Origin of the sequence: Ancylobacter gelatini (assembly GCF_022601675.1) — a bacterium.
GTDB lineage: Bacteria > Pseudomonadota > Alphaproteobacteria > Rhizobiales > Xanthobacteraceae > Ancylobacter > Ancylobacter gelatini.
Map to the genome: position 1 here is coordinate 72,921 of NZ_JAKVIL010000013.1, position 22,127 is coordinate 95,047.

Genomic DNA, 22,127 nt, shown 5'->3' on the forward strand with positions numbered 1-22,127 from the left:
CGCCCGTCACCGCGCAAAGCTGAAAACGTCGAAGCCGCGGTCGCGATCGATCACATAGACCACGCCGCGTTCATCGACGTCGACATCGTTGCTCTGCGGGCTGGCATGGCCGGGGGCCGGCGAGGGGAGGTAGTGCCCGATCTCGCGCGGGGTTTCCGGCGTCGCGATGTCGATGATGCGCACCCCGCCGGCGAACCAGGTGGCGAACACCAGCGAGCCGATCTGGCGTTCCTGGAACTGATGGCCGCCGAACCGTCCGCCGGCGCGCGCATAGGGCGATTCCCGCTCGCTGACATGGAAGGTCGAGACCGGGACCGGCCGGGTCGGGTCGGACACGTCCATCACCCAGAGGAAGCCGTGCGGCTGGCCGGGCACATGGTCGTGCTCCTCGTCGATCATCAGCGCCAGATCGCGTCCGGCGATGGGCTCGGCGAGGCGGAAGAAGGTGTGGGTCGGCTCGGGGAAGGGCGGATGGTAGTTGAACCGCCCGATGGTGCGCGGCGCGGTGATGTCGGAAATGTCGATGACATGGGCGCCGGCATACCAGCAGGCCGCCCACAGTGTGTCGCCCACGCGCAGCGCATGGTGCAGCCGGCAGCGCTGTCCCGGCCAGGACGGCGTCTCGCCGCCCGCGACATGCTGGCCCGGCATGTGCCAGCGCGCGACCTCGCGCGGGCGGGTCGGGTCGGCGAGGTCGTAGATCACCAGTATGTTGCCGACATAGCCCTCCATCTCGGTCGAGATGTAGGCGTAGCGCTCGTCCATGTCGAAGCGGTGCACGCCGATGCCGCCGGTGTGCACCGTGGCGAGGTGGCGGGGATTGGCGGGATCGGCGATGTCCCAGACCCGGAACCCGCCATCCTGATAGCCGCGCGCCAGCCCGGCGCGCAGCGTGTCGAGGTCGCCCGGCGCGACGCCGATCTCGGCGGCGATTTCCGCCTCCTGCGGCGGGCGTCCCAGCGTCGCGGCGAGGTCGGCGGTGACGGCGGCGATGCGCTCGCCCTTGCGGAAGAAATGCCGCTTGTGCCGCTCGACATTGGTGATCATCAGGTCACCGGCGACCTTCACCTTGTGGGTGTGGGAAAAGCCATCGGGCGGAGCGATCCGCGCGACCTGACGCGGGCGGCGCGGGTCGCTCACATCATAGATCGCCGTGCCGTCCGGCGGCGACATATGGCCGATGAAGGCATGGTTGCGGTGGACCACCACCTCGCCCCCGCCCGGAATATCCAGCCGGGCGAGAGGGGTGACATTGGCGCTGTGCAGCACCTCGGGCCGGGGCGGGGCGTTCATGCCGCGGCCATCCGCGCGGCGGCGCGGTTGCGGCGCCACTGGACCACGGAGGGCAGCAGCAGCGAGAGCACCAGCGCCACCCACAGCACATTGCCGACCGTGGAGGAGAAGAACACCCAGGGGTCATTGCCGCTGATCCGCAGCGCGCGCATCACATTGGCTTCCAGCAGCGGGCCGAGAATGACGCCGATCAGCAGGGCCACCACGTTGAAGTGCGTCTGCCGGCATAGATAACCGATCGCGCCGAACAGCAGCGTCAGCCACAGGTCGAACATGTAGCCGCGCGGCGCGAAGGCACCCACCAGGGTGAAGGCGATGATGATAGGCGCCAGCACCGGGGTCGGGATCAGCACCAGCTTCGAGACATATTTGGTGAGCGGCAGCGTGGTGAACAGCATCACCGCATAGGCGACCAGCATGGTGATGAACACGCCATAGCCGATGCCGGGGTTCTGGATGAACAGGCGCGGGCCGAGCTGGACGCCGTGATAGGTCATCACGATCATCATCACCGCCGCCGTCGTGCCGCCGGGCACGCCGATGACCAGCATGGGAATGAGGTCGCCCGAGGTCACGCCATTATTGGCGGATTCCGGCGCGATCACCCCTTCCGGGATGCCGGTGCCGTATTTCTCCGGCGTCTTGGAGAACAGGCGCGACTGCTGGTAGGCGACGAAGGCGGCGATGGAGGCGCCGGCGCCGGGCACGATGCCGATGACGAGGCCGACAAGGCTGGTCCACACCATGTGCCAGGTGCGGGCGAAGGCCATGGTCACGCCTTCCCAGGTCTGCTTCCAGCTGGCCTTCCTCATCATTTCCAGCCCGCTCTCGTCGAGCACGGAATCGTTCTCCATCATCTTCAGCGCCTCGGAGATGGCGAAGACGCCGATCAGCACCGCGATCAGCGGCACGCCGTCATAGAGTTCGATCATGCCGAAGGTGCCGCGCGGCGTGGAGTAGATGTGGTCGGCGCCGATCGCGCCGATCAGCAGGCCGAGGAATCCGGCGATCAACCCCTTGAGCATGTTGTCGGAGGCGACGGAGGCGATCAGCGTGATGCCGAACAGCAGGATCACCACCATCTCGACGCTGTGCATGTAGAAGGCGAGGCGCGCGATATAGGGCAGCAGGAAGATCGACAGTCCCGCCGTCACCACGCCGCCCACGGTGGAGGCGACGAAGGACAGCACCAGCGCCTGCTGCCCCAGCCCTTTCCGGGCCATCGGGTAGCCGTCGAGACAGGTGGCCGCCGCGCCGCCATTGCCGGGAATGTTGAGCAGGATCGAGGTGATGCCGCCGCCCATATGCGAGGCGACGAACAGCGAGACCATGAAGATCATCGCCACCTCGATGTCCACCGCCAGGGTGAAGGGCAGCAGCATGATGATGGTGTTGGCCGAGCCGAAGCCCGGCATGGCGCCGATGATGATGCCGATGGTGGTGGCGAGGACGATCAGCCAGAGATAGCTGAAATTCAGCAGGAACTGATCGGCGAGGACGGCGAAGCTGAGATTCATGGCGAGGCTCCCGTCTGCAGCGGTTTTTAGCCGGCTTACAGACCTGTCAGCGCGAAGAACAGGCGCTCGAACGGACCTTGAGGGAAGGCGGTCCGCAGGATGAGGATGAACAGCACGAAGCCGAAGAGCGCGAGGCTGCCGGCGATCAGCGCGGCGCGGCGCGCCGGCATCTTCTGCAGCACGAGGAAGCACAGGAAGAGATAGCCGAAGGTGGAGAGCGTGAACCCGGCATAGGGGATCGCCGCCACCGAGGCGACCGTCAGCAGGAACAGGGTCGCGCGCACGGAGCCCAGCTTGCGGCTCTCATAGAGGCTGCGCCACTCGACGTAATGGGTGCCGCGCGCCAGCCCGATCACGGTGCGCAGGGCGAAGATGCCGATGAGAAGGAACAGCACGACGGCGCAGAACACGCCGCTGACCTTGGCCTCCCAGTCGAGATCCTTGATGGAGATCAGGTAATAGGTTGCGAAGACGGCGCCGAGGATCGGGATGATCCAGTCGGCGCCGGTCGCGACCCTGGCGTCGCGTTGGTCTTTCATGGCGCGTTCCTGCTCGGTGGGCGGGGATCGGACGAAACGGAGGCGACGTGGCGCGCCCCGGCCGCCGACCCCGGGGAGCCGGCGACAGGGCCGCGCATGCGCCTTCGGCCGGGGCTTACTTCGAGGCGGTCAGCAGCGGGCGATAGCGCTCGGCCAGCGCCAGATATTCGCGGGCAGACTTGTCGCAGGCGGCGGCGTCGCCATAGCGGATGAACTCCCACGGGGTGCCGGCCTTCTCGGCCAGTTCCTTGTATTCCGGGTCGTTGAACACCTGCCGCATGCTCTCGCCGAGCTTCTTCACCCGGTCGGGATGCTCCTGCGCCGCCTTGGTGTGGATCACGATGGCGCGCTGGCCGGACATGGGCGGGATGCTGGTGCCGAACACCTTGTTCACCGGCGGCGCGTCATTGGTCAGCTCCGGCGCCTCATTGGTGGAGTTGAACACGGTGAGGAAGCGGGCCTGGCCGTCGAGGCCGAGCGAGGAGGACAGGAAGGTCGCGCAGCCATCGACCTCGCCGGTGATGGCCGCCGAGCGGGCATGGCCGCCGCCGCCATAGGGGATCATCCGCACCTTCATTCCGGTGGCCTCCGCCAGCGCCAGCGCGCCGATGGTGGACGGATGGGGCAGGCGGCTGGTGGAGAGCGTGATCTCGCGCTTCTTGCCCTCTTCGACCATGTCCTGAATGGTCTTGAACCGGCTGTTGGCGCCGACCCAGATCACGGAATCGTCGACATCCATGCTGCCGAGATAGGTGAAGTCCTCCGGGTATTTGTAGTTCACCTTCTGGGTGGCGTACATGATCATCTCGGGGCCGATATTGCCGACGAGAATGTTGTAGGCGTTGGGCTCGCGCTTGGAGACGAACACCTCGTAGCCGACCTGCCCCGATGCGCCGGGGAAATAGGAATATTCGAAGTTCTGGCCGATATACTTGCTCCACACGCGGTTGAAGGCGCGCGAGGCCTGATCGACGCCGCCGCCTTCGCCGGTGGGGATCAGCACCTGGATCGGCCGGTCGGGATAGCCGGCGGCGCGGGCGCCGGTCGAGAACGGGCCGGCCAGCGACCCCGCGAAGGCACCCGCCCCCGCCAGCAGAAGGTGACGTCGATTCAGCGAAAGAGTCATCGTGGCATTCCTCCAAGCTCGCGCACCCGTCTTCGCGGGCGTCGTGACAACTTTTATACCGATCGGTGTTTGGTTTATATTGGTTTAGTGGTGGGGTCAATAGTTGGCGGCCCCGCGGGTGCCGTTCCCGGGCATTTCCGCGCGCGCTCTGCGCCCTTATGGCGTCGATGTACGAAAGCGTCGGGCGATCCCCGGCAGAGCCGGCTCAAGGCGCCACAACCATTGGATGATTGGTAAAATCGAACGCCACCCCGGCACGCGGTGCCGCTGCCGGCACGACCGCGCCGTGCCCGCGTTAATGGCGGGACGTCGCGCCCTTGTGTCCGGGTGGGCGGCGGGGCTCGGCTATTGCCGGTCGAGCAGCTTGCGCTCGACGGTTTGCAGATGCGTGCGCATCGCCGCGGCCGCGCCGGCCATGTCGCGGTGCTCGATGGCGTCGACGATGGCGTCGTGCTCGGCGAAGCTGTGATGATCGGTGAGCGGCTTCAGTGGCGCCGAGCGCAGCCGCCCCCAGGTCACCGCGCGCCGCACGGCGTTCAGCGTGTCGAACAGCCCCAGCAGCAGGCTGTTCTGCGTCGCCTCGGCGATGGTGCGGTGAAGGCGGGTGTCCCAGCCTTCATATTGCCGCCAGTTTTCCGCCTGCCGCGAGCGCGTCAGGCACAGCCGCATCTCCGAGATCGCCGAGGGGGTGGCGCTGAAGGCGGCGGCGCGGGCGATCTCCGGCTCGATGGCGATGCGGGTGCGCATCACTTCGGCGGGGTTGGAGCGCCGGGCCAGCGCCTCGATGTCGGCGAAGGTGTCGAGCGGCCGGCTGCCCATGAAGGTGCCCTTGCCGACATGGCGCCAGAGCTGGCCTTCCGATTCCAGCACATCGAGCGCCTTGCGCAGTTCGGCCCGCGACACGCCGAGCGCGGCGGACAATTCCCGCTCCGGCGGCAGTCTTCCGTCTTCCGGAAGATGCGCCTGAGCGAGAAAGCCCCGGAGCTGGGTGAGAATGCTCTTCTCAGGATGGAGGTCGCTGGAGCCTAGCATGCAAAAGTCCAACCAAAACAAGATTGGTTCAGGATATGCTGAGCGCCGGCCCAGACGTCAAGTCATTTCATTCCGCGCGAGCGGCAATGCCCAAAAAATCACCCAATGCAAACCAAAACATCATTGGTGGTCATATTTACGGCCGCTGGTCGCGCGTTACTGTGAGAGTCCGCCGACTTTTTGCGCCGGGTTCTTTCAGGAAAGAATTGCACTATTTAATACAATAAGTACAATGCCGGCTCCCCTCTACCAGGAGCCGTGTCCATGTCCCATGCCCGCCTCGCGCCGCGAATGAGCGGTGCCGGCTCGTCGCCGACCGCCGAAATCTCGAACAAGGTCCGCGCCCTTGTCGCGCAGGGCCACAAGGTCGTCAATCTCGGCGAGGGCGAGCTGGACTTTCCCACCCCGCCGGCGATCTGCGAGGCCGGCATCGCCGCGATCCGCGAAGGCGACACCAAATACACCGCGGTGCCCGGCACGGCGGAACTCAAGCGCGCCATCCGCGCGAAATTCGCGCGCGAGAACGGGCTGGCCTATGCGGCTGACGAGGTGATCGCCGGAGCCGGCGCCAAGCAGCTCATCTTCAATGCCTTCCTCGCCACGCTGGCGCCGGGCGACGAAGTGATCGTGCCCGCGCCCTATTGGGTGTCCTATCCCGACATGGTGCGCCTCGCCGAAGGGACGCCGGTGATCGTCGCCGCGACGGCGCAGGAGGGCTGGAAGCTCACGCCGCAGAAGCTCGCCGCGGCGCTGACCCCGCGCACCCGCTGGGTGGTGCTCAACTCGCCGAACAATCCCTCCGGCGCGGTCTACAGCCCCGCCGAGATGGAGGCACTCACCGACGTGCTGCTCGCCCATCCGGACGTGCTGGTGATGGCGGACGACATCTATGAGCATGTCCGCTTCGACTGCGACTTCGCCACCCCGGCGCAGGTGGAGCCGCACCTGTTCGGGCGCACGCTGACCGTCAACGGCCTGTCCAAGGGGTATTCCATGACCGGCTGGCGCATCGGCTACGCCGGCGGCCCGGCGTGGCTGGTCGGCGCGATGCAGGTGCTGCAGTCGCAGAGCACGTCCAATCCCTCGACCATCAGCCAGCGCGCGGCGATCGCGGCGCTGGATGGCGGGCTGGATTTCATGACCGGCTGGCTCGACGTGCTGCGCGAGCGGCGCGGCGTCGTGCTGGACATGGTGGCGCGCACGCCGGGCCTTTCCGCCGATGTGCCGGACGGGGCGTTCTATGTGTTCGCCGACTGCCGGGGGCTGATCGGGGCGCGCACGCCGGACGGGCGGGCGATCGCCGGCGATCTGGATGTCGCGACCTATCTGCTGGACGCCGCCCATGTCGGCGTGGTGCACGGCTCGGCCTTCGGCACGCCGGGCCATATCCGCATCGCCTATGCGGTCGACACCGACGTGCTGCGCGCCGCGTGCGCCCGCATCGAGGCGGCCTGCCACGCGCTGATGCGCAAGGCCGCTGCCTGACCGGGGCGGAGCTGGCAAACAAAAAGCCCGGCGGAGCGATCCGCCGGGCTTTTCATTTTTCGGCCGAGCGGCCGCTCAGGCCAGCGTCACCATCGCGCGCGGGTCGGCGGCGAGGGCCTGCATCATCGCCGTCACTTCCTCCACCGCCGCGCCTTCGAGGTCGCGCAGGGGCGAGCGGACGTGGCCGCCGTCGAAGCCGCGCAGATTCATGGCGAGCTTCACCATCTGCGGCTGGCCGTGCTTGCGGGCGAGCGCGCGGAACGGATACCAGACCTGATGCAGCTCGCGGGCGGTCTTCGCATCGCCCGCCTCAAGCGCGCGATAGGTCGCGAGGATCAGTTCCGGCAGCGCGCAGGAATTGGTCGAGGAAATCCCGTCGAAGCCGGCCATCATCGGGCCGAGGAAGGCGAGGTCCGAGGCGCAGAACAGCTTGAGCTTGCCACCGAGGCGGTTGGCGATGCGGTCGATCGGCGTCACCGACAGGTCGCCCTGCTTGATGCCGACCGCGCCCTCGATGGTCGCGAGCTGCTCGATGACGTCGGGCTGCAGCGTGATGCCGATGCCGGGCGCGTTGTAGATCAGGATGCCGGTCTTCGAGACCGGGGCCATGTCCTTGAAGAAGGCGATGATCTGGCCGTCGGTGACTTCCGAGACGAAGGGCGGCGTCACCATGGGCAGGCCGCCGAGATCACCGGCGAGCGCTGTGAGGTCGCGCACCGTGCGCGCGTCCGAGCCGGCCGAGCACAGCATCACCGGCACCCGGTCGCCCACCACGTCCATCGAGACGCGGAACAGTTCCGCGCGCTCGTCGGTCGACATGGCGGGAAACTCGCCATAGGTGCCGCCGATCAGGATGCCGTCGAAGCCCAGCCCGATGACACGCTCGATGGACCGGGCGAGGCCGGCCTTGTCGAGGGCGCCGTCCGCGGTGAACGGGGTGACGGTGATGTTGAAGATTCCGTGGAGCCGTTCGCGGCTCTCCGTCATGTCTTTCATGATGCTTGCTTTCAGGCAGGAGTCTGGACGAGGGCGCGGTCGACGCTGCCGAGCACGCGGCAGCCGCTGTCGGTCACGACGATGGTCTCGCTCACCCCGACGGTGAAGCGGCCATAGATGCGCAAGGCGGGGGGCAGGTGGAACGCCATGCCGGGCTGAAGCTCGGTCTTCACGCCGGCATTGAGGCTGAGGATGCCGCCTTCGCCCCAGTCGGGCGCGAAGGAAATGCCGACGCTGTAGCCGAGGCGCTTGCGGAAATTGTCGGTGTAGCCGGCGGCGTCGATCACCTTCTGGCAGGCGATGTGCGGGACCTCGCACGGCACGCCCGGCTTGATCGCCTCCAGGGAGACCGCCAGCGCCTCCTGGCAGACCTTCATCATGTCCAGCGCCTCGGCGGGCGGCGTTCCGATCCAGGCCGAGCGCATCAGCGCGGCGTGGTAGCGGTCATGCACCGCCGCCATTTCCAGGAAGGCGGGATCGCCGGCCTTCATCTCGCGCCGCTTCCAGGTGCCGTGCGGCACGCCCGAGCGCGGGCCCGACGAGACCAGCGGTTCCATGCCCATATATTCCGAGCCGGCCTCGATCGCCGCACCCATCATGGCGGCCACGATGTCGTTCTCGGTATTGCCGGCGCGCACCGCGGCAAGGCCGGCGCGCAGGCCGGCATCGACATAGGTGGCGGCGATGGCGAGCTTCTCCACCTCCAGCGGCGATTTCACCATGCGCAGCTTCTCCACCACGCCGGCGGCGTCGTGCACGGAGCCGAGCGCGGCGAGCAGCGCCTCATAGGTGGCGATCGGCAGGAACCAGCCGCGCTTGTCGATGGCGACGCGCTTGCCCTTCAGGCCCCTGGCCTCGATCAGCGAGACCAGGAAGCGCACCGGATCGTCGGTGTCCTGATAGATCGCGGCGTCGGTGATGTAGGTGTTGGCGACGAAGTTGAAATATTCGAGCTGGCGCACCACGAATACCGGGTCGCCCTCGACCGGCAGCACCAGCGCCTGAAAGGTGTAGTAGCCGGGCGTCTGCTGGCCGGTGAGATAGAAGATGTTCTCGGGGCCGGTGACGATCATCACGTCGATGCCGGCCTCGGCGAGGCCCGCGCGCGCCTTGGCGACGCGCGCATCGTACTCGGCCTTGGGGAAGGCCGATTCCTGGCCCTGGGTCACGCCCTGAATGGCGGTCATGTCACGAGAACTCCCTGATGAGATGCGTGCGTGACGCATCGAAGCGAAGACCGGAGCCGGGGGCCTGCGGCGCGCGCACCGTGCCCTCGCCATAGACGAGGCCGGAGGCGGGATCGTCGACCAGCCCGTCGGCGCCGTAGAGCTCGGCGAAACGCGGGCGCGTCGCCACCGACAGATGCAGGGCCGCGCTGGTGGCGAGCCCACCCTCGTTCATCTGCCCGATCATGAACGGCACATGGGCCTCGCCCAGCAGGCGCGCCGCCTGAAGCGTCGGCGCGAGGCCACCGAGCTTGACCAGCTTGAGATGGGCCATCAGCCCGTTATCGGCCCTCACGATGCGGCGCACGTCATCCAGGCCCTTCACGCTCTCGTCGAGCATGACGGGAATCGGCGTCGCGCGCGCGAGCCGGTCGAGCGCGTCCCAGTCGCCGGGGGCGATCGGCTGTTCGACATAGGCGAGGCCATAGCGCGCCAGCGCGCCCAGATGCTCCAGCGCGGCCTCCAGCGTCCACGCGCCATTGGCGTCGGCGGCGAGCTTGAGGCGATCGCCGAAGCGCGCGCGCAGCAGCGCAATCCGGCGCAGGTCATCCTCGATATCGCCGGCGCCGATCCGTACCTTCAGGTCACGGAAGCCGCGCGCGACATAGGCCGACGCCCGTTCGAGGAAGGTCTCGTCGCTGGAGATGAACAGCGTCTGGTTGGTGGCGCGGGCGATCGGTTCGCCCTCCGGCGCGCCGAGCAGGGTTGCGAGCGGGATGCCGGCCTGCCGCGCCGCCAGATCGTGCAGCGCGCCATCGATCAGGGTGCGCACCGGCGCGCTGGCCTCGCTGAAGGCGGCGGGCGGCAGGGTGAGCAGCGAGGCGGCGCCTATGGCGAAATCGATCCGGCCGACGACATCGACCGCCTCGGCCAGCACCGCCTCGGCCTCCAGGCCGTTGAGATAGGCGATGTTGAGCCGCACCTCGCCGACCGCGACCACGGTTCCGGTCTCAAGCCGCAGATACAGCGTGTCGAGGCCGGCAATGCGGCCGGACGAGGCGGTGTGGAGCACCAGCCCGCCGCCATAGGTGAGCAAAGCGCGATGAAGGGAAACGCGCATGGCTCAGGCCGTCAGCAGATTGCGGGCGATGTCGCGGTAGATCAGGCTCGACGTCACGAACTCGTCCAACGGCACGAACTCGTCGGCCTTGTGGGCCACGGAGAGCGAGCCGGGGCCGATCACCACGCCCTCCGCGCCGGTGGAGCGGAAATGCACGAGGTCGCAGGCGCCCTGGAAGCCGAACGGGCCGGGGTCCGCTATGCCGTGGGCGCGGCACGCGGCAAGGCTCGCCTGCACCACCGGGCGATCAGCCGCGGTCTCGGTCGCCCCGCCGGTGGTCGGCTTCCATTCCACGATCTCGGCGCGCAGGCCGGTCATCTCATGGGCGCGCACCAGCAGCGCGGCGATGTCGGCCTTCACCTGCTCCTCGTCCTCGCCGGGCACCAGCCGGCGGTCCAGCAGCAATTCGCAGGCGCCGGGCAGCACATTGTCGGCATGGCCGCCATGAATGCGCGTGACGGTGAGGCTCGCCCCGCCCACCAGCGGATGGCTGCGGTGGCGGATGTCGGTTTCATGGGCCTGCGCGACCAGCGCCAGCAATTCGCCGGCCCGATAGATCGCGTTCTCGCCCAGATGCGGCGAGCCGGAATGAGCGGGCACGCCGAGCACGCGCACCAGCGGGCGAAGGCTGCCCTTATGGGCCGAGTAGACCGTGTTCGAGGTCGGCTCGCCGACCACGGCATAGTCGATGCTGGGCTTGCGCGAGGCATAGAGCTTGGCGCCCTCGCTGGCGATCTCCTCGTCGCCCACGAACACGGCGAGCAGCGTGCCGGACCAGTTCGCGCGGTCGGCGGCGAGCATGCGCACCGCCTCCAGCATCGCGGCAAGCGGGCCCTTGCAATCACAGGCGCCGCGGCCATAGAGGTTGCCGCCGGCCTCGCGCAGCACGAAGGGATCGGAGCTCCAGCCGTCCCCGGCCGGCACCACGTCCATATGGGTGTTGAAGGCGAAGACCGGGCCGGGCCCGTTGACCAGCTTCGCCTCGATGTTCACCCGGCCGGGCTTGTACTCGTCGAGCGCGATCTCGAAGCCTAGAGGGGCGAGCGCGTCGCGGATATAGAGCGCGGCGTCGATCTCCCGGCCCGGCGGATTCTCGGTGCGCAGCGCGACCAGCTCGGCGAGCTCGCGCTTCATGCGGGCGATGTCCGGGGCGGCGGAGACGGGGTTCAGCATGGCGGCACTCTTCTTCAGGTAATGCGGGTCTCAGTGCAGGATCTGGTCGAGGAAGCGGCGGGCGCGCTCATTGACCTCGCCGCCGAAGAAGGCGTCGCTCGGCGCGGTCTCGACGATGCGGCCGTCTTCCATGAACACGATCTTGTCGGCGGCCCGGCGCGCGAAGCCCATCTCATGGGTGACGACGAGGCTGGTCATGCCCTCAGCCGAGAGGTCGGCCATCACGTCCAGCACCTCGCGGATCATTTCGGGATCGAGCGCGGAGGTCGGCTCGTCATAGAGCATCAGCTTCGGCTTCATCGCGAGCGCGCGGGCGATGGCGACGCGCTGCTGCTGGCCGCCGGAAAGCTCGTCCGGGAAGGCCTCGGCCTTTTCCGGGATCCGCACCTTGCCGAGCAGTTCCACCGCCAGGTCATGGGCGTCCGCCCGCGACAGGCCGAGCACCTTCATCGGCGCCAGCATGATGTTCTCGGCGGCCGAGAGGTGCTGGAACAGCTCGAAATTCTGAAACACCATGCCGATGTCGCGGCGGATGCGCGGGGCATTGCCGAGGTCGCGGGTGATGTTGGCGCCCTCGAAGAAGACGTCGCCGCTGTCGGCCGGCTCCAGCAGGTTCACGCAGCGCAGCAGCGTGGACTTGCCCGAACCGGAGGGGCCGATCAGCACGACGGTCTCGCCGCGCGCCACGTCGAGCGAGCAGCCCTTGAGCGCATGGAAATGGCCGAAGCGCTTCTCGACGCCGATGATTTCCAGAAGCCGGGCCTCCGTGGCGGGGGTCGGGCGGGCGATCGGGTCAGCGGACATCGGCGCTCTCCGTGGCGGTGAGCAGGCGGTCGAGCAGCGGGCGCTTCTCGCCGGCGCGGCGGCGCTTCTTGGGGTCGAGATTGCGCTCCATGAGCGCCTGCAGGATCATGAAGATGGTGGTGAGCGCCAGATAATAGACGCCGGCGGCGGTGAGCGCCTCCAGGTAGCGGAACGAGGCGCTGGCGGCCTGGTTGGCGACCAGCAGCAGTTCCTCCACCGCGATGACCGAGACCAGCGCGGAGGTCTTGAGCATGCCGATCATCTGGTTGCCCATGGGCGGCAGCACGATACGCGCGGCCTGCGGCAGCACGATCCAGCGCATCACCTGCGACCGGGTGAGGCCGAGCGCGAGGCCGGCGGTGCGCTGGCCCTTCTTCACCGCGTCGAGGCCGGAGCGCAGGATCTCCGCCATGTAGGCCCCCTCGTTCAGCGCGAGGGCGATCACGGCGGAGACGAAGGCGGACAGCCTGATGCCGAAGGTCGGCAGCACGTTGTAGATGAAGATGATCTGGAACAGCACCGGGGTGCCGCGGAACATCCAGACATAGAACAGGGTGAACAGTTGCAGGGGGCGCCACCGCGTCTCCTGCATCAGCGCGATGACGAGGCCGGCCAGGACGCCGAACAGGAGCGCGGTGACGGTGATGAGCAGCGTCAGCAGCGCGCCGTGGAAGAAGGCGGGCGAGACGATGTACTCGACCACCATATCGAATGACATCATGCGCCTGTGTCTCCTCGCATTTCGGCGTCCGGGCGGGCGGTCACTTGAAGATGGCGACCGAGGCGGGCAGGTCCCACTTCTTGATCAGCGCGGTGTAGGTGCCGTCCGCGACGATCTCGGCCAGCGCGGCCTTGAGCGCGTCCTGCATCGCGGTGTCTCCCTTGCGGGTGGCCATGCCGATCGACGTGTTGGCCTCGAACTCCTCGCCGACCGGCTCGAACACACCCGGCAGTTCCTGCCGGAGCTTCACCGCGCCGGGGGTCGAATCGTAATAGGCGTCGGCGCGGCCCTGGCGCAGGGTGAGGGCGGAATCCTGCGCGGTCGGCAGGGTGAGCACCTTCACGCCCGCCAGCCCCTTGTCGGTGCAGCGCTTGTCGTCGGCGCGGGCCTGGCTCTCCTGGATGCCGCCCAGCGTGACGGCGACGGTCTTGCCGCACAGGCTGTCGTCGCGGCCGGTGATCTTGGCCGGGTTGCCGGCCTGCACGATCACCATGTTGCCGATCTTCAGGTAGGGCACGAAGTCGACCTGCTCGGCGCGGGCCGGATTCATGTACATGGCGGAGTTGATGATATCGATCCGCCCGCCCTGGAGCGCCGGGATCAGGCCCTTGAACTCCATGTTCATGGCCTTGGGTGTGGTGTTCAGCTTCTTGGCGAGCGCGTCGATCAGGTCGATGTCGAAGCCGGTGAGCTTGCCGTCCTTCTGGAATTCGAAGGGCGAGAAGGTGGCGGCGACGCCATAGGTCAGCGCGCCTGCCTCGACCAGGCCGGTCTTGGGCATCTCGGCGGCGCTGGCGCCGTGCATCAGGCCGAGCGGAAGGACGAGGGCGGCGATGAAGGTGCGAAACATGTTGGTCCCCTGTGTGATCTGGAAGGGTCCGGCCATTCAGCCGTCTTATGGGGTAAATTGCACTTTATGACGCTAATTATACAAATCGACAGGCCGTGACTGTCAAGCACGTCGGAGGTCTGGCTGCGCACAAATTTTGGACGTATGATGGTGAAAAATCAGACTTAGGTAAGGCCGGCGGAGCTGCCGCCTGGTGAAACGGCTGGTTTTTCTTCACGCGATGCGGGGTCGGCGCTGGCGCCGGGGCTTGCCGCGCGACGCCCGTGTATTGTATGATAAGGTGTATTTCATACAAACATGGTGTGCGATGGCGCGGGCGTCCAGCCAGAACCGGTATCGTCTGGCGAACCAGATTCTCGAAGTCGTGCGGGAGGGCCGTTTCGAGGTCGGTCACCATTTGCGCGAGCAGCAGTTCGGCGACCTGCTTCAGGTCTCGCGCACCCCGGTGCGCGCCGCGCTGGCGCTGCTGGCCGAGCATGGTGTCGTGGAGGCGCGGCGCAACCAGGGCTTCTTCCTCAAGGCGACGCCGGAGGAACTGCACCGGCTGACCATCGAGGTGCCGGCCACCGCCGATCAGGACCTTTACACCGACATCGTGCGCGACCGCCTCGCCGGCCTGCTGCCGGTGTCGTTCACCCAGGCCGAGATTGCCCGGCGCTACGATGTCGACCGCGCCTTGCTCCAGCGTACCCTGTCGCGGCTGGTCGATGACGGGCTGCTGGAGCGCAATGCCGGGCGCGGCTGGACCTTCCTGCCCACGCTCGACACCGGGCAGGCGTTGCAGGGCAGCTATGATTTCCGCCGCATCATCGAGCCGCAGGGCCTGATGCTGGCGACCTTCAAGGCCGATCCGGCGCTGCTGGAGCGCCTGCGGATCCAGCACCTGTTCCTTGAGACCCATCCGCGCATCGCCACCGTCGATGCGCGCCAGATCTTCGACACCGACGCCCATTTCCACGAGACCATTGCCAGCTTCAGCGGCAATGTGTTCCTGCTGCAGGCGATCCAGCAGCAGAACCGGCTGCGGCGGCTTCTGGAGTTCGGCGGCTATGTGAACCGGCGCCGCGTGCGCGACTGGTGCCGCGAGCATCTGGCGATCATCGACGCGGTGGCGGCGGGCGACAATGCCCGCGCGGCCGAGGTGATGGGCATGCATCTGCGCAACGCCTTCTCCGCCGCGCCGAGCTTCACGGCCGAGACGGGACGCGGCTAGCTGCCTTCGCGTTCGACGTCGCATCCGCCCTCGCAGCTCAGCGCGCGGACGGGTCGAGCGAGACCGGCAGGCGGCCGAGCCGCTCGCAGCCCTCGCCGGTGACGAGGAAGGTCTCGCCCGGCGCGACGTTGCGCTCGCCCTCGGTGACGACCATGTGCAGGAAGATCACCATGCCTTCCTCCACCAGCGCCGGGTTGTCGCGATAGACCATCGGCCAGTCCATCCAGTTCGGCGAGAAGGTGGTGCCGAGGCTGTAGCCGCAGGCGTTCAGCCGGTTCGTCGCGCCGCCGAAGCCGGCGCCTTCCAGCGCGCCGGTATAGGCCTTGAAGATGTCGCCATAGGTCGCGCCGGGGCGGATCGCGGCGCGGCACGCGTCCAGCGCGAGGAGGCCGACATCGTGGAGATGGGCGAGGCGCGCATCCCACGCCCCGACCCGATAGGTGCGCATCAGCGCGGAGTGATAGTGCCGGAACACGCCGGCGAACTCGATGGCGAGGGTGTCGTCGGCCTCCAGCCGCCGTCGGCCGGAGACATAGCGGCCGAGATTCTGCCCGGGCCCGGAGCCGATGATGAACTCGTTGCCGGAATAATCGCCATCGCCCGCCAGCACCGTGGCCTGCAGCGCGGCGAGGATGTCGCCTTCCCACGCATTCGGCTTGATCAGCGGCAGCGCTGCTTCCAGCGCGGCGTCGGCGAGCTCGGCCGCCTTGCGCACATAGGGAATTTCCGCCGGCCGCTTCACCGCGCGCTGCCGCGTCACCAGGTCGGAGGCGTCGACGAGTTCGCAGAACCCGTCCATCGCCGCGCTCAGCCGGTGGCCATTGGCGGCGGTGAGGCCGTAGGCGTCCCATTCCACGCCGAGCCGCTCGCCCTTGGCGCCGTATTCGGCGAGGATGTCGCGCAGCTCGACCGCCGGCTGGGCGTTTGGCCCGTCGACCCAGACCCGCACATCCTCCAGCATCGAGGTGTAGGCGGCGGCCCGGAGATCGGGCGAGCGGGTGAGCAGCGTCATCCGCCCGTCGGCGCTCAGATAGAGGCACTGGAAGAACACGTAGCCGAAGGTGTCGTAGCCGGTGAGGTAGTACATGCTCTCCTGCCGGAACATCAGCAGCCCGGCGAGGCCCCGCTGCTTAAGCCCGGCGCAGGTGATGGCCCGGCGCTCGGCCAGTTCCTCAAGCGTGAAATGCAGCGGCATGGCGGGTCTCCTCAGGCGATCAGCGGTTCGAGCGGCAGGCGGCTGAGTTGCTCGCAGCCGTCTTCCGTGACGATCACGGTGTGGCCCATGCCGACCGCGCGGCGGGAGCCGACGGCGCCGAGCATGGCGTGGGGGAACAGCACCATGCCGGGCTGCATGATCAGCGGGTTGCCGGAATAGATCATCGGCGGCACGTCCATCCAGGTCGGGGCGAAGGTGGCGCCCAGCGAATAGCCGCACGCGCCGTAGCGGTCGGCACCGAAGCCGGAGGCATCGAGCACGCGGCGGTGCTCGGCATCGATGTCACCCAGCGGCGCGCCGGGCCGGATGGCGCCGATCATCGCCTCCATGGTTTCGCGCACCACGCGGAACATGGTGGCGTGCTCGTCGGTGAGCCGGCCTAGGATGACGGTCCGCTCGATGCACACCATGTAGCGGCGATGGCTGGCGCCGAACTCCACCAGCACCTGATCGTCGCTCTCAAGGCGGTGCGCGCCGAGCACGCCGCGGCCATAGACCGCGCGCGGGCCGCTATTGACGATCGGCTGCTCGCTCGGCAGATCGCCGCCATGTTTGAGCGTGGTGGACAGGATCGCGCCCGCCATCTCGCCGGAGAGCCGGCCGGGCTGCGCTGCCTGCCGCGCCGCTTCCATGGCGAGATCGGCGAGGCGCCCGGCCTCGCGGACATGCGCCAGTTCCAAAGGCGACTTGATGAGACGCTGGTCACGCACGAGGTCGGAGGCATCGACCAGCGTGGCCCGCCCGTCGAGGGCATGCTCCACCGCCCGCCAATTGGCGGCGGTGAGGCCGTAAGTGGCGAATTCCACGCCGAGCCGGTGCCCCGCGAGCCCTTTCTCCGCCACGATGGCGGCGAGGTCGCCGGCAGGATCGGCGTCCTCGGCATTGTACCAGACCCGCACGTCGTCAATGGTCGAGGTGTCGCGCGCCTGAGCGACGTCGGGGCGGCGGGTCAGCAGGGTGATCGGCCCGTCCAGCGGCAGCACCGCGCACTGGAAGAACACATAGCCCGACGTGTCGTAGCCGGTGAGATAATACAGGCTCTCCTGCGCGAAAAGCAGCAGGCCGGCGAGGCCGCGCGCGGCCATGCGCTCGCGGGTGCGGGCGAGGCGCGCATCATATTCAGCGAGCGGGAAGGTGGCGAGCGGCGGGGTGGGGCGAGAGGACATGGCAAGGCACCGATGAGGGACGGGAGGCGGAAGGCCGGGAGCGCTCAGGTGAGGCGCACGGCGCGCAGGAAGCCCTGCGTGCGGGGGTGGATGGGATCGTCGATCACCTGTTCGGGCGGGCCCTGCTCGACGATCACGCCCTTCTCGAAGAAGCAGACGCGATCGGCCAGCGCGCGGGCGACGCCCATCTGGTGGGTGACGATCAGCATGGTGAGGTCGCGCTCCACCGAGAGCGCGCGCATCACCTCCAGCACCTCGCCGACCAGCTCGGGATCGAGGGCGCTCGTCACCTCGTCGAACAGCATGACCTTGGGCTCCATCGCCATGGCGCGGGCGATGGCGACGCGCTGCTGCTGGCCGCCGGAGAGCCGGGCGGGGTAGCTCGACAGCTTGTCGCCGAGCCCGACCTTGCGCAGCAGCACCTCCGCCAGTGCCTCGGCCTCGGCCTTCGACTTGCCGAGCACATGGCGCGGGGCGCTCGCGACGTTCTCCAGCGCCGTCATGTGCGGGAACAGGTTGAAGTGCTGGAACACCATGCCGACCTTGGCCCGCATGTGATGGAGATGAGCCTGCGTCACCGGCTCCACGTCCTGGCCGTCGCGCACATACCACAGCGCTTCGCCGTCGATCATCACCATGCCGTCCTCGACGCGCTCCAGCGTCATCAGCACGCGCAGCAGCGTGGACTTGCCGGAGCCGGAGGGGCCGATCAGCACCACCTTCTCGCCGCGCGCGGCCTCGAAGTCGAAACGGTCGAGCACCACGGTCGCGCCGAAGCGCTTGGTGACGTTCTCGAACTTGACCATGGGCATCATGCGCGGGTCTCCTGCGGCCTCAGGCGCCGGTCGATGAGATTGATGAGCGGCGCGGCGGCCAGACTCAGCACGAGATAGATCAAGGCCGCCGCCGTGACCGGCTCGGTGTACTGGAAGCGCTCCGAGCCGATCTCGTTGGCGACGAACATGAGTTCGGTCACGGTCACAGCCGCGAGGATCGGCGTGTCCTTCAGCATGGCGATCGCGATATTGCCGAGCGAGGGCACGATCGGCGGCAGCGCCTGCGGCAGCACGATGTGGCGATAGGTGGCGAGGCGCCCGTAATTCAGGCTCACCGCGGCCTCCCACTGGCCCTTGGGCACCGCCTCCAGTCCGGCGCGATAGGCCTCCGCCGCATAGGCCCCGTAATGGCAGCCGAGCGCGATCACCCCGGTGAGGAAGGGCGAGAGGCTGATGCCGAACTCCGGCAGCACGAAGAACAGGAAATAGACCTGCACCAGCAGCGGCGTCGCCCGCAGGAACTCCATCACCAGCCGCGCGGCGATACGCACGCCGCGCGCCCGGGCGCGCATGAAGGTGACCATGACCAGCCCGACGACGAGCGCGATGAAGAAGCCGCAGAACGTCGCCTCAAGGGTGACCACGGTGGCGCGCAGCAATTGCGGCAGGATTTCCCACAGCAGTTCGAACGAGAATTCCATGGCCTACCTCCCCGCGCCATCGACACCGCGCGACAGCGCCCGCTCGATGCGCCGCGCGCCGCCGCTGATGAACAGGGCGATGAGGAAATAGATCACCAGAACCACGCTGAGCACCGTGGTGGTGTTGAGGTGCACGAGGATGATGTTCTTGGCCTGGAAGGTGAGGTCCGCCAGCGTGATCAGCGAGACCAGCGACGAGCCTTTCAGTATTTCGATGACGAGGCTGCCGAACAGCGGGGCCATGATGCGGGCGGCCTGCGGCAGCAGGATGATGCGGAAGGTCTGTGCCCGGGAGTAGTTGAGCGCGATGGCGGCCTCGCGCTGGCCGCGCGGCACGGCGCGCAGCGCCCCGCGCACGATCTCCGAACCATAGGCGCCATTGCACAGGCCGATGGCGAGCACGCCGCAGGCGAGCGCCGGCATGTTGACGCCGAAGGAGGGCAGCACGAAGAACAGCCAGAACATCTGTGCCAGCAGCGATGTGCCGCGAAACAGCTCGATATAGATGATGGCGGGCACCCGCAGCAGCGGGGAGCGGGCATCGCGCGCGAGCCCCGAGGCGAAGGCCATGAAAATCGCCAGCACCGCCGAGAGCGCGGTGATAAGGAGCGTGATGCGCACGCCCTCGACCAGCAATTGACGGTATTCCCAGACGATATGCATGGGGTCTCCAACGGCAGGGACGCCGCGGGCGCCGGGCCGGGCGCCCGCGGCCCTTCACCCTGTCCGCCTCGGAAGCGCGGCGGGCAGGGTGCCGGAGCGGGTGGCGGAAGGTCAGCCCTTGCAGAGCTCGGCGGTGGTCAGCCCGACCGGGATGTCAGCCTTGGAGAAACCGAAGGGCTCGATCATCTTGAGGTATTCCGGCGAGTTGAGGATGGAGAGCATCGTCTCGTTGAACGCCTTGAGGAACTCGGCATCGTCGGTGCGCACCGCGAAGCTGCCGACGCCGAGCACGGGCTTGCCGTTGACCACAGGCTGGGTGAACGGATCGGCGCGCTCGATCGCCGGATCGTTCGCCGCCTTCAGCAGTTCCTGCGCGGAGAGCGAGGGATAGATGAAGGCATCGATGCGGCCGGCCTTCAGCGCGGCGATCAGCGCCGGGCCGTCGGGCAGGGCGACCGCCTGCTCCTTGGGCATGCCGGAGGCGTAGGCGTGTTCGATCATGGCGCCGGCGCCGGTGGTGTAGCCGAGCTTGAGCTTGGAATCCTTGGCGAAATCGGTGAGGGCGGACAGCTTCTTCGGGTTGCCGGCGGGCACCACGATGGCGTCGCCGACCGCGAAGATCGGCTCGGCGAACGCGACCTGCTTGCAGCGGTCCGGGCGGATGTAGAGGCCGGCCGCGATGATGTCGAAGCGCTTGGCCTTGAGGCCGGGAATCAGCGAGCCGAACGGGGTCAGCACGCCGTCGAATTCCTTCACGCCCATCTTTTCCAGCGTGGCGCGCAGCAGCACGATATCGGAGCCGACCAGTTCGCCATTGGCATTGGCGGAGCTGAAGGGCGCCTCATTGGCGAAGCCGACGCGAATGATCTCGCCGGACTTGATCTTCTCCATGAGGGACTGTGCCGCGGCCATGCCGGACATCAGGCTGAGGGCGAGGCCGGCGATCGCCGCCTTGCCGAAGAGGCTTCTGAACGTGGTCATGTCATCTCCGGTTCGACTCTGGCCGCCCGAGGGTGGCTTGGTTTACTTTGATCGAAAAAGTGCAAATCAGGTCGACCCAGTCCCGTGCGGAACCACCGCATGACGAGGGAGCAGCGAGGAGCAGGTCGTTTCAGCAGATGCAAATGCCAGACCAATACAAACGGTATACCAATTAAAAACCAGCGGCACGCGAAATGCATGCCAAAAGCCTTGCCCGACCGGGCATCCCGGCCTAACGCCTTCCCTGGCGTCGGCGCCGGTGATTTCAGGAGGGAGTGCCTGCGTCGCGGGCACAGTGCCGAACAACTGCGCAGCCGCCGCCAGAATGCCGGAGAAGAAGATGACCATCGTCCTTGTCGTCCATGACACGCCCCTGCCCGCGCTCGACGGGATGATCGCCGGCGAGATCGCCGCCGAGCGCGGCGCCCGCTTCACCACGCTGGTGACCGGCGGCGGCGGGCATGGGCGGTTCGACTGCCATATCCATGTGCTGGCGCATGGCGAGATGGCGCCCAACGGGGTGTTCTGGGCGGAGCGTGCCATTGATGGGCCGGTTGCCGCGCCGGTGGACCGTGGCGCGGTGGTGCGGCTCGACGATGCGTGCGTGGTGGTGCCCATCAACCCGCATCTTCCCATCCAGGCCGAAGCGGCCCGGCGTATCGCCGCCACCGCCGCCGCTGCCGGCCGCGCGGTCGAGACGCTGGTCGTCACCGAACGGGACGGTGTCTTTGAGCTGCGGGACGAGGGGGGCGACACCGTGCTCGGCGCCTGGCGGCTGGACGAATTCGGCCGCCCGTTCCGGCTCGACATGGAACCCGCGCCGGTGACCTCGCCGGCGCTGACCATCGTGGTGGTCGGCGACGAGGCGCTGATGCGTGAGGTGTATCCCGCCAACATCGCCGCGCTGGGCGATGCCGCCGAGGCGCTCGGCCTCAACCTGTCGCTGCGCTTCGTTGATCCGCGCGACGAGCCCGCCCCGGTATGGGAGCACGCGCTCGCCGAAGCCGATGGCCTGCTGCTGCCCGGCGGCTCGGACATGGAGCAGGTGCGCGGCCAGACCGAGGCGGCGCGATTCGCGATCCGTCGCGACCTGCCGACCGTCGGCCTGTGCCTGGGCATGCAGACCATGACGACCGCGGTGGCGCAGGAAATCTGCGGCTTCAACGACGCCAACCTCGCGGAGGCCGACCCCTCCGCCCAGACCAAGACCTTCGTGCGCCTGCACGATATGCAGGGCCGGCCCATGCACCGTCTCGGCATCCAGCCCTGCCGCATCGAGCCCGGCACGCGCCTCGCCGCGCTGGTCGACGGGGCGGCGACGCTCGACATCCATTACAATCATCGCTTCGTGCTGGAGCCGGAGCTGCAGAAGCGGCTCTCCGATTCCGGGCTCAGCGTGTCGGGCTGGCAGGCCGAACGCAATCTAGCCGACGCCATCGAGGTGCCGGGGCTGCGCTTCTTCATCGGCATGCAGGGGCATCCCGAGCTTGCCAGCCGGCGCGGCCGGCCCCATCCGCTGATCGCCGGTTTCCTCAAGGCGGCGTCCGGCGCCTGAGCACACGTTCCACGGTCCTGCATCGAAAGCTGAC

General features: G+C 67.8%; 22 protein-coding genes. 3 read left to right on the forward strand and 19 right to left on the reverse strand.

All coding sequences use genetic code 11. The features are described 5' to 3' along the window. Nucleotides 1–6 precede the first annotated feature (6 nt). The 5 genes from MKI84_RS19080 to MKI84_RS19100 form a co-directional block, all read right to left on the reverse strand. Complete coding sequence (locus MKI84_RS19080) at nucleotides 7–1,293, reverse strand: LVIVD repeat-containing protein (RefSeq protein ID WP_241621851.1); 1,287 nt, start codon at nucleotides 1,291–1,293, stop codon at nucleotides 7–9. Beyond that, entirely contained in the window at nucleotides 1,290–2,810 is a 1,521-nt protein-coding gene (locus MKI84_RS19085; RefSeq protein WP_241621852.1) for a tripartite tricarboxylate transporter permease, read from the reverse strand. The genes MKI84_RS19080 and MKI84_RS19085 overlap by 4 nt, the downstream gene beginning before the upstream one ends. A gap of 35 nt (nucleotides 2,811–2,845) precedes the next feature. After that, a complete protein-coding gene (locus MKI84_RS19090) occupies nucleotides 2,846–3,349 on the reverse strand; it encodes a hypothetical protein (RefSeq protein ID WP_241621853.1) in 504 nt (167 codons plus the stop codon). A 115-nt stretch (nucleotides 3,350–3,464) separates the two neighbouring features. Next, on the reverse strand, nucleotides 3,465–4,475 hold the full coding sequence (locus MKI84_RS19095) for a Bug family tripartite tricarboxylate transporter substrate binding protein (RefSeq protein WP_241621854.1): 1,011 nt from the start codon (nucleotides 4,473–4,475) through the stop codon (nucleotides 3,465–3,467). Nucleotides 4,476–4,820: 345 nt separating this feature from the next. Then, on the reverse strand, nucleotides 4,821–5,507 hold the full coding sequence (locus MKI84_RS19100) for a FadR/GntR family transcriptional regulator (protein ID WP_241621855.1): 687 nt from the start codon (nucleotides 5,505–5,507) through the stop codon (nucleotides 4,821–4,823). Nucleotides 5,508–5,771: 264 nt separating this feature from the next. Between MKI84_RS19100 and MKI84_RS19105 the strand changes: the two genes are divergently transcribed. Then, nucleotides 5,772–6,992, forward strand: a complete 1,221-nt coding sequence (locus MKI84_RS19105; protein ID WP_241621856.1) for a pyridoxal phosphate-dependent aminotransferase — start codon at nucleotides 5,772–5,774, stop codon at nucleotides 6,990–6,992. 75 nt (nucleotides 6,993–7,067) lie between these two features. Here the strand turns inward: MKI84_RS19105 and MKI84_RS19110 are convergent, their stop codons facing one another. Genes MKI84_RS19110 through MKI84_RS19140 form a run of 7 tightly spaced genes read right to left on the reverse strand, consistent with a single transcriptional unit; the run spans nucleotide 7,068 to nucleotide 13,822 of the window. After that, complete coding sequence (locus MKI84_RS19110) at nucleotides 7,068–7,988, reverse strand: dihydrodipicolinate synthase family protein (protein ID WP_241621857.1); 921 nt, start codon at nucleotides 7,986–7,988, stop codon at nucleotides 7,068–7,070. Between the two features lie 11 nt (nucleotides 7,989–7,999). Continuing rightward, nucleotides 8,000–9,175 (reverse strand): M24 family metallopeptidase, encoded by a 1,176-nt coding sequence (locus MKI84_RS19115; protein ID WP_241621858.1) that lies wholly within the window; start codon nucleotides 9,173–9,175, stop codon nucleotides 8,000–8,002. Nucleotide 9,176: 1 nt separating this feature from the next. Next, nucleotides 9,177–10,274, reverse strand: coding sequence for a mandelate racemase/muconate lactonizing enzyme family protein (locus tag MKI84_RS19120; protein WP_241621859.1), 1,098 nt, complete (start codon nucleotides 10,272–10,274; stop codon nucleotides 9,177–9,179). A 3-nt stretch (nucleotides 10,275–10,277) separates the two neighbouring features. Beyond that, on the reverse strand, nucleotides 10,278–11,447 hold the full coding sequence (locus MKI84_RS19125; RefSeq protein WP_241621860.1) for a M20 family metallopeptidase: 1,170 nt from the start codon (nucleotides 11,445–11,447) through the stop codon (nucleotides 10,278–10,280). A 30-nt stretch (nucleotides 11,448–11,477) separates the two neighbouring features. Beyond that, nucleotides 11,478–12,251 carry an amino acid ABC transporter ATP-binding protein gene (locus MKI84_RS19130; RefSeq protein WP_241621861.1) on the reverse strand — a complete coding sequence of 258 codons (774 nt, stop codon included), beginning with the start codon at nucleotides 12,249–12,251 and terminating at the stop codon, nucleotides 11,478–11,480. Then, on the reverse strand, nucleotides 12,241–12,972 hold the full coding sequence (locus MKI84_RS19135) for an amino acid ABC transporter permease (RefSeq protein WP_241621862.1): 732 nt from the start codon (nucleotides 12,970–12,972) through the stop codon (nucleotides 12,241–12,243). Before MKI84_RS19135 ends, MKI84_RS19130 begins: the two co-directional genes overlap by 11 nt. Nucleotides 12,973–13,012: 40 nt before the next feature. Continuing rightward, the gene (locus MKI84_RS19140) at nucleotides 13,013–13,822 is read right to left on the reverse strand and encodes an ABC transporter substrate-binding protein (protein ID WP_241621863.1); all 810 of its coding nucleotides are present in this window, start codon (nucleotides 13,820–13,822) and stop codon (nucleotides 13,013–13,015) included. A gap of 307 nt (nucleotides 13,823–14,129) precedes the next feature. Between MKI84_RS19140 and MKI84_RS19145 the strand changes: the two genes are divergently transcribed. Continuing rightward, nucleotides 14,130–15,035, forward strand: a complete 906-nt coding sequence (locus tag MKI84_RS19145) for a GntR family transcriptional regulator (protein ID WP_241621864.1) — start codon at nucleotides 14,130–14,132, stop codon at nucleotides 15,033–15,035. Nucleotides 15,036–15,072: 37 nt separating this feature from the next. Here MKI84_RS19145 and MKI84_RS19150 read toward each other — a convergent pair whose 3' ends face one another. The 7 genes from MKI84_RS19150 to MKI84_RS19180 all read right to left on the reverse strand — a co-directional run bounded on the left by MKI84_RS19150 (nucleotide 15,073) and on the right by MKI84_RS19180 (nucleotide 20,886). Then, nucleotides 15,073–16,230 carry a M24 family metallopeptidase gene (locus MKI84_RS19150; RefSeq protein WP_241621865.1) on the reverse strand — a complete coding sequence of 386 codons (1,158 nt, stop codon included), beginning with the start codon at nucleotides 16,228–16,230 and terminating at the stop codon, nucleotides 15,073–15,075. Nucleotides 16,231–16,241: 11 nt separating this feature from the next. Beyond that, nucleotides 16,242–17,417, reverse strand: coding sequence for a M24 family metallopeptidase (locus MKI84_RS19155; protein ID WP_241621866.1), 1,176 nt, complete (start codon nucleotides 17,415–17,417; stop codon nucleotides 16,242–16,244). Nucleotides 17,418–17,461: 44 nt separating this feature from the next. After that, nucleotides 17,462–18,232 (reverse strand): ectoine/hydroxyectoine ABC transporter ATP-binding protein EhuA, encoded by a 771-nt coding sequence (ehuA, locus tag MKI84_RS19160; protein WP_281063259.1) that lies wholly within the window; start codon nucleotides 18,230–18,232, stop codon nucleotides 17,462–17,464. Beyond that, the gene (ehuD, locus tag MKI84_RS19165; RefSeq protein WP_241621867.1) at nucleotides 18,229–18,894 is read right to left on the reverse strand and encodes an ectoine/hydroxyectoine ABC transporter permease subunit EhuD; all 666 of its coding nucleotides are present in this window, start codon (nucleotides 18,892–18,894) and stop codon (nucleotides 18,229–18,231) included. Before ehuD ends, ehuA begins: the two co-directional genes overlap by 4 nt. A 3-nt stretch (nucleotides 18,895–18,897) precedes the next feature. Next, nucleotides 18,898–19,557 (reverse strand): ectoine/hydroxyectoine ABC transporter permease subunit EhuC, encoded by a 660-nt coding sequence (ehuC, locus tag MKI84_RS19170; RefSeq protein WP_241621868.1) that lies wholly within the window; start codon nucleotides 19,555–19,557, stop codon nucleotides 18,898–18,900. 111 nt (nucleotides 19,558–19,668) lie between these two features. Continuing rightward, nucleotides 19,669–20,538, reverse strand: coding sequence for an ectoine/hydroxyectoine ABC transporter substrate-binding protein EhuB (gene ehuB / locus MKI84_RS19175; RefSeq protein ID WP_241621869.1), 870 nt, complete (start codon nucleotides 20,536–20,538; stop codon nucleotides 19,669–19,671). A gap of 66 nt (nucleotides 20,539–20,604) precedes the next feature. Then, the gene (locus MKI84_RS19180; RefSeq protein WP_241621870.1) at nucleotides 20,605–20,886 is read right to left on the reverse strand and encodes a hypothetical protein; all 282 of its coding nucleotides are present in this window, start codon (nucleotides 20,884–20,886) and stop codon (nucleotides 20,605–20,607) included. Here MKI84_RS19180 and MKI84_RS19185 point away from each other — a divergent pair. Then, nucleotides 20,879–22,093 (forward strand): glutamine amidotransferase-related protein, encoded by a 1,215-nt coding sequence (locus MKI84_RS19185; RefSeq protein ID WP_241621871.1) that lies wholly within the window; start codon nucleotides 20,879–20,881, stop codon nucleotides 22,091–22,093. The genes MKI84_RS19180 and MKI84_RS19185 overlap by 8 nt on opposite strands. Nucleotides 22,094–22,127 lie beyond the last annotated feature (34 nt).

Coding starts and splice junctions, on each gene's coding strand:
- MKI84_RS19145 (WP_241621864.1), top strand. CDS start 14,130: ATGGCGCGGGCGTCCAGCCAGAACCGGTATCGTCTGGCGAACCAGATT.
- MKI84_RS19110 (WP_241621857.1), bottom strand. CDS start 7,988: ATGAAAGACATGACGGAGAGCCGCGAACGGCTCCACGGAATCTTCAAC.
- MKI84_RS19135 (WP_241621862.1), bottom strand. CDS start 12,972: ATGATGTCATTCGATATGGTGGTCGAGTACATCGTCTCGCCCGCCTTC.
- MKI84_RS19130 (WP_241621861.1), bottom strand. CDS start 12,251: ATGTCCGCTGACCCGATCGCCCGCCCGACCCCCGCCACGGAGGCCCGG.
- ehuB (WP_241621869.1), bottom strand. CDS start 20,538: ATGACCACGTTCAGAAGCCTCTTCGGCAAGGCGGCGATCGCCGGCCTC.
- MKI84_RS19185 (WP_241621871.1), top strand. CDS start 20,879: ATGACCATCGTCCTTGTCGTCCATGACACGCCCCTGCCCGCGCTCGAC.
- ehuA (WP_281063259.1), bottom strand. CDS start 18,232: ATGATGCCCATGGTCAAGTTCGAGAACGTCACCAAGCGCTTCGGCGCG.
- ehuD (WP_241621867.1), bottom strand. CDS start 18,894: ATGGAATTCTCGTTCGAACTGCTGTGGGAAATCCTGCCGCAATTGCTG.
- MKI84_RS19120 (WP_241621859.1), bottom strand. CDS start 10,274: ATGCGCGTTTCCCTTCATCGCGCTTTGCTCACCTATGGCGGCGGGCTG.
- MKI84_RS19180 (WP_241621870.1), bottom strand. CDS start 20,886: ATGGTCATCTTCTTCTCCGGCATTCTGGCGGCGGCTGCGCAGTTGTTC.
- MKI84_RS19080 (WP_241621851.1), bottom strand. CDS start 1,293: ATGAACGCCCCGCCCCGGCCCGAGGTGCTGCACAGCGCCAATGTCACC.
- MKI84_RS19090 (WP_241621853.1), bottom strand. CDS start 3,349: ATGAAAGACCAACGCGACGCCAGGGTCGCGACCGGCGCCGACTGGATC.
- MKI84_RS19085 (WP_241621852.1), bottom strand. CDS start 2,810: ATGAATCTCAGCTTCGCCGTCCTCGCCGATCAGTTCCTGCTGAATTTC.
- ehuC (WP_241621868.1), bottom strand. CDS start 19,557: ATGCATATCGTCTGGGAATACCGTCAATTGCTGGTCGAGGGCGTGCGC.
- MKI84_RS19140 (WP_241621863.1), bottom strand. CDS start 13,822: ATGTTTCGCACCTTCATCGCCGCCCTCGTCCTTCCGCTCGGCCTGATG.
- MKI84_RS19150 (WP_241621865.1), bottom strand. CDS start 16,230: ATGCCGCTGCATTTCACGCTTGAGGAACTGGCCGAGCGCCGGGCCATC.
- MKI84_RS19095 (WP_241621854.1), bottom strand. CDS start 4,475: ATGACTCTTTCGCTGAATCGACGTCACCTTCTGCTGGCGGGGGCGGGT.
- MKI84_RS19115 (WP_241621858.1), bottom strand. CDS start 9,175: ATGACCGCCATTCAGGGCGTGACCCAGGGCCAGGAATCGGCCTTCCCC.
- MKI84_RS19155 (WP_241621866.1), bottom strand. CDS start 17,417: ATGTCCTCTCGCCCCACCCCGCCGCTCGCCACCTTCCCGCTCGCTGAA.
- MKI84_RS19125 (WP_241621860.1), bottom strand. CDS start 11,447: ATGCTGAACCCCGTCTCCGCCGCCCCGGACATCGCCCGCATGAAGCGC.
- MKI84_RS19100 (WP_241621855.1), bottom strand. CDS start 5,507: ATGCTAGGCTCCAGCGACCTCCATCCTGAGAAGAGCATTCTCACCCAG.
- MKI84_RS19105 (WP_241621856.1), top strand. CDS start 5,772: ATGTCCCATGCCCGCCTCGCGCCGCGAATGAGCGGTGCCGGCTCGTCG.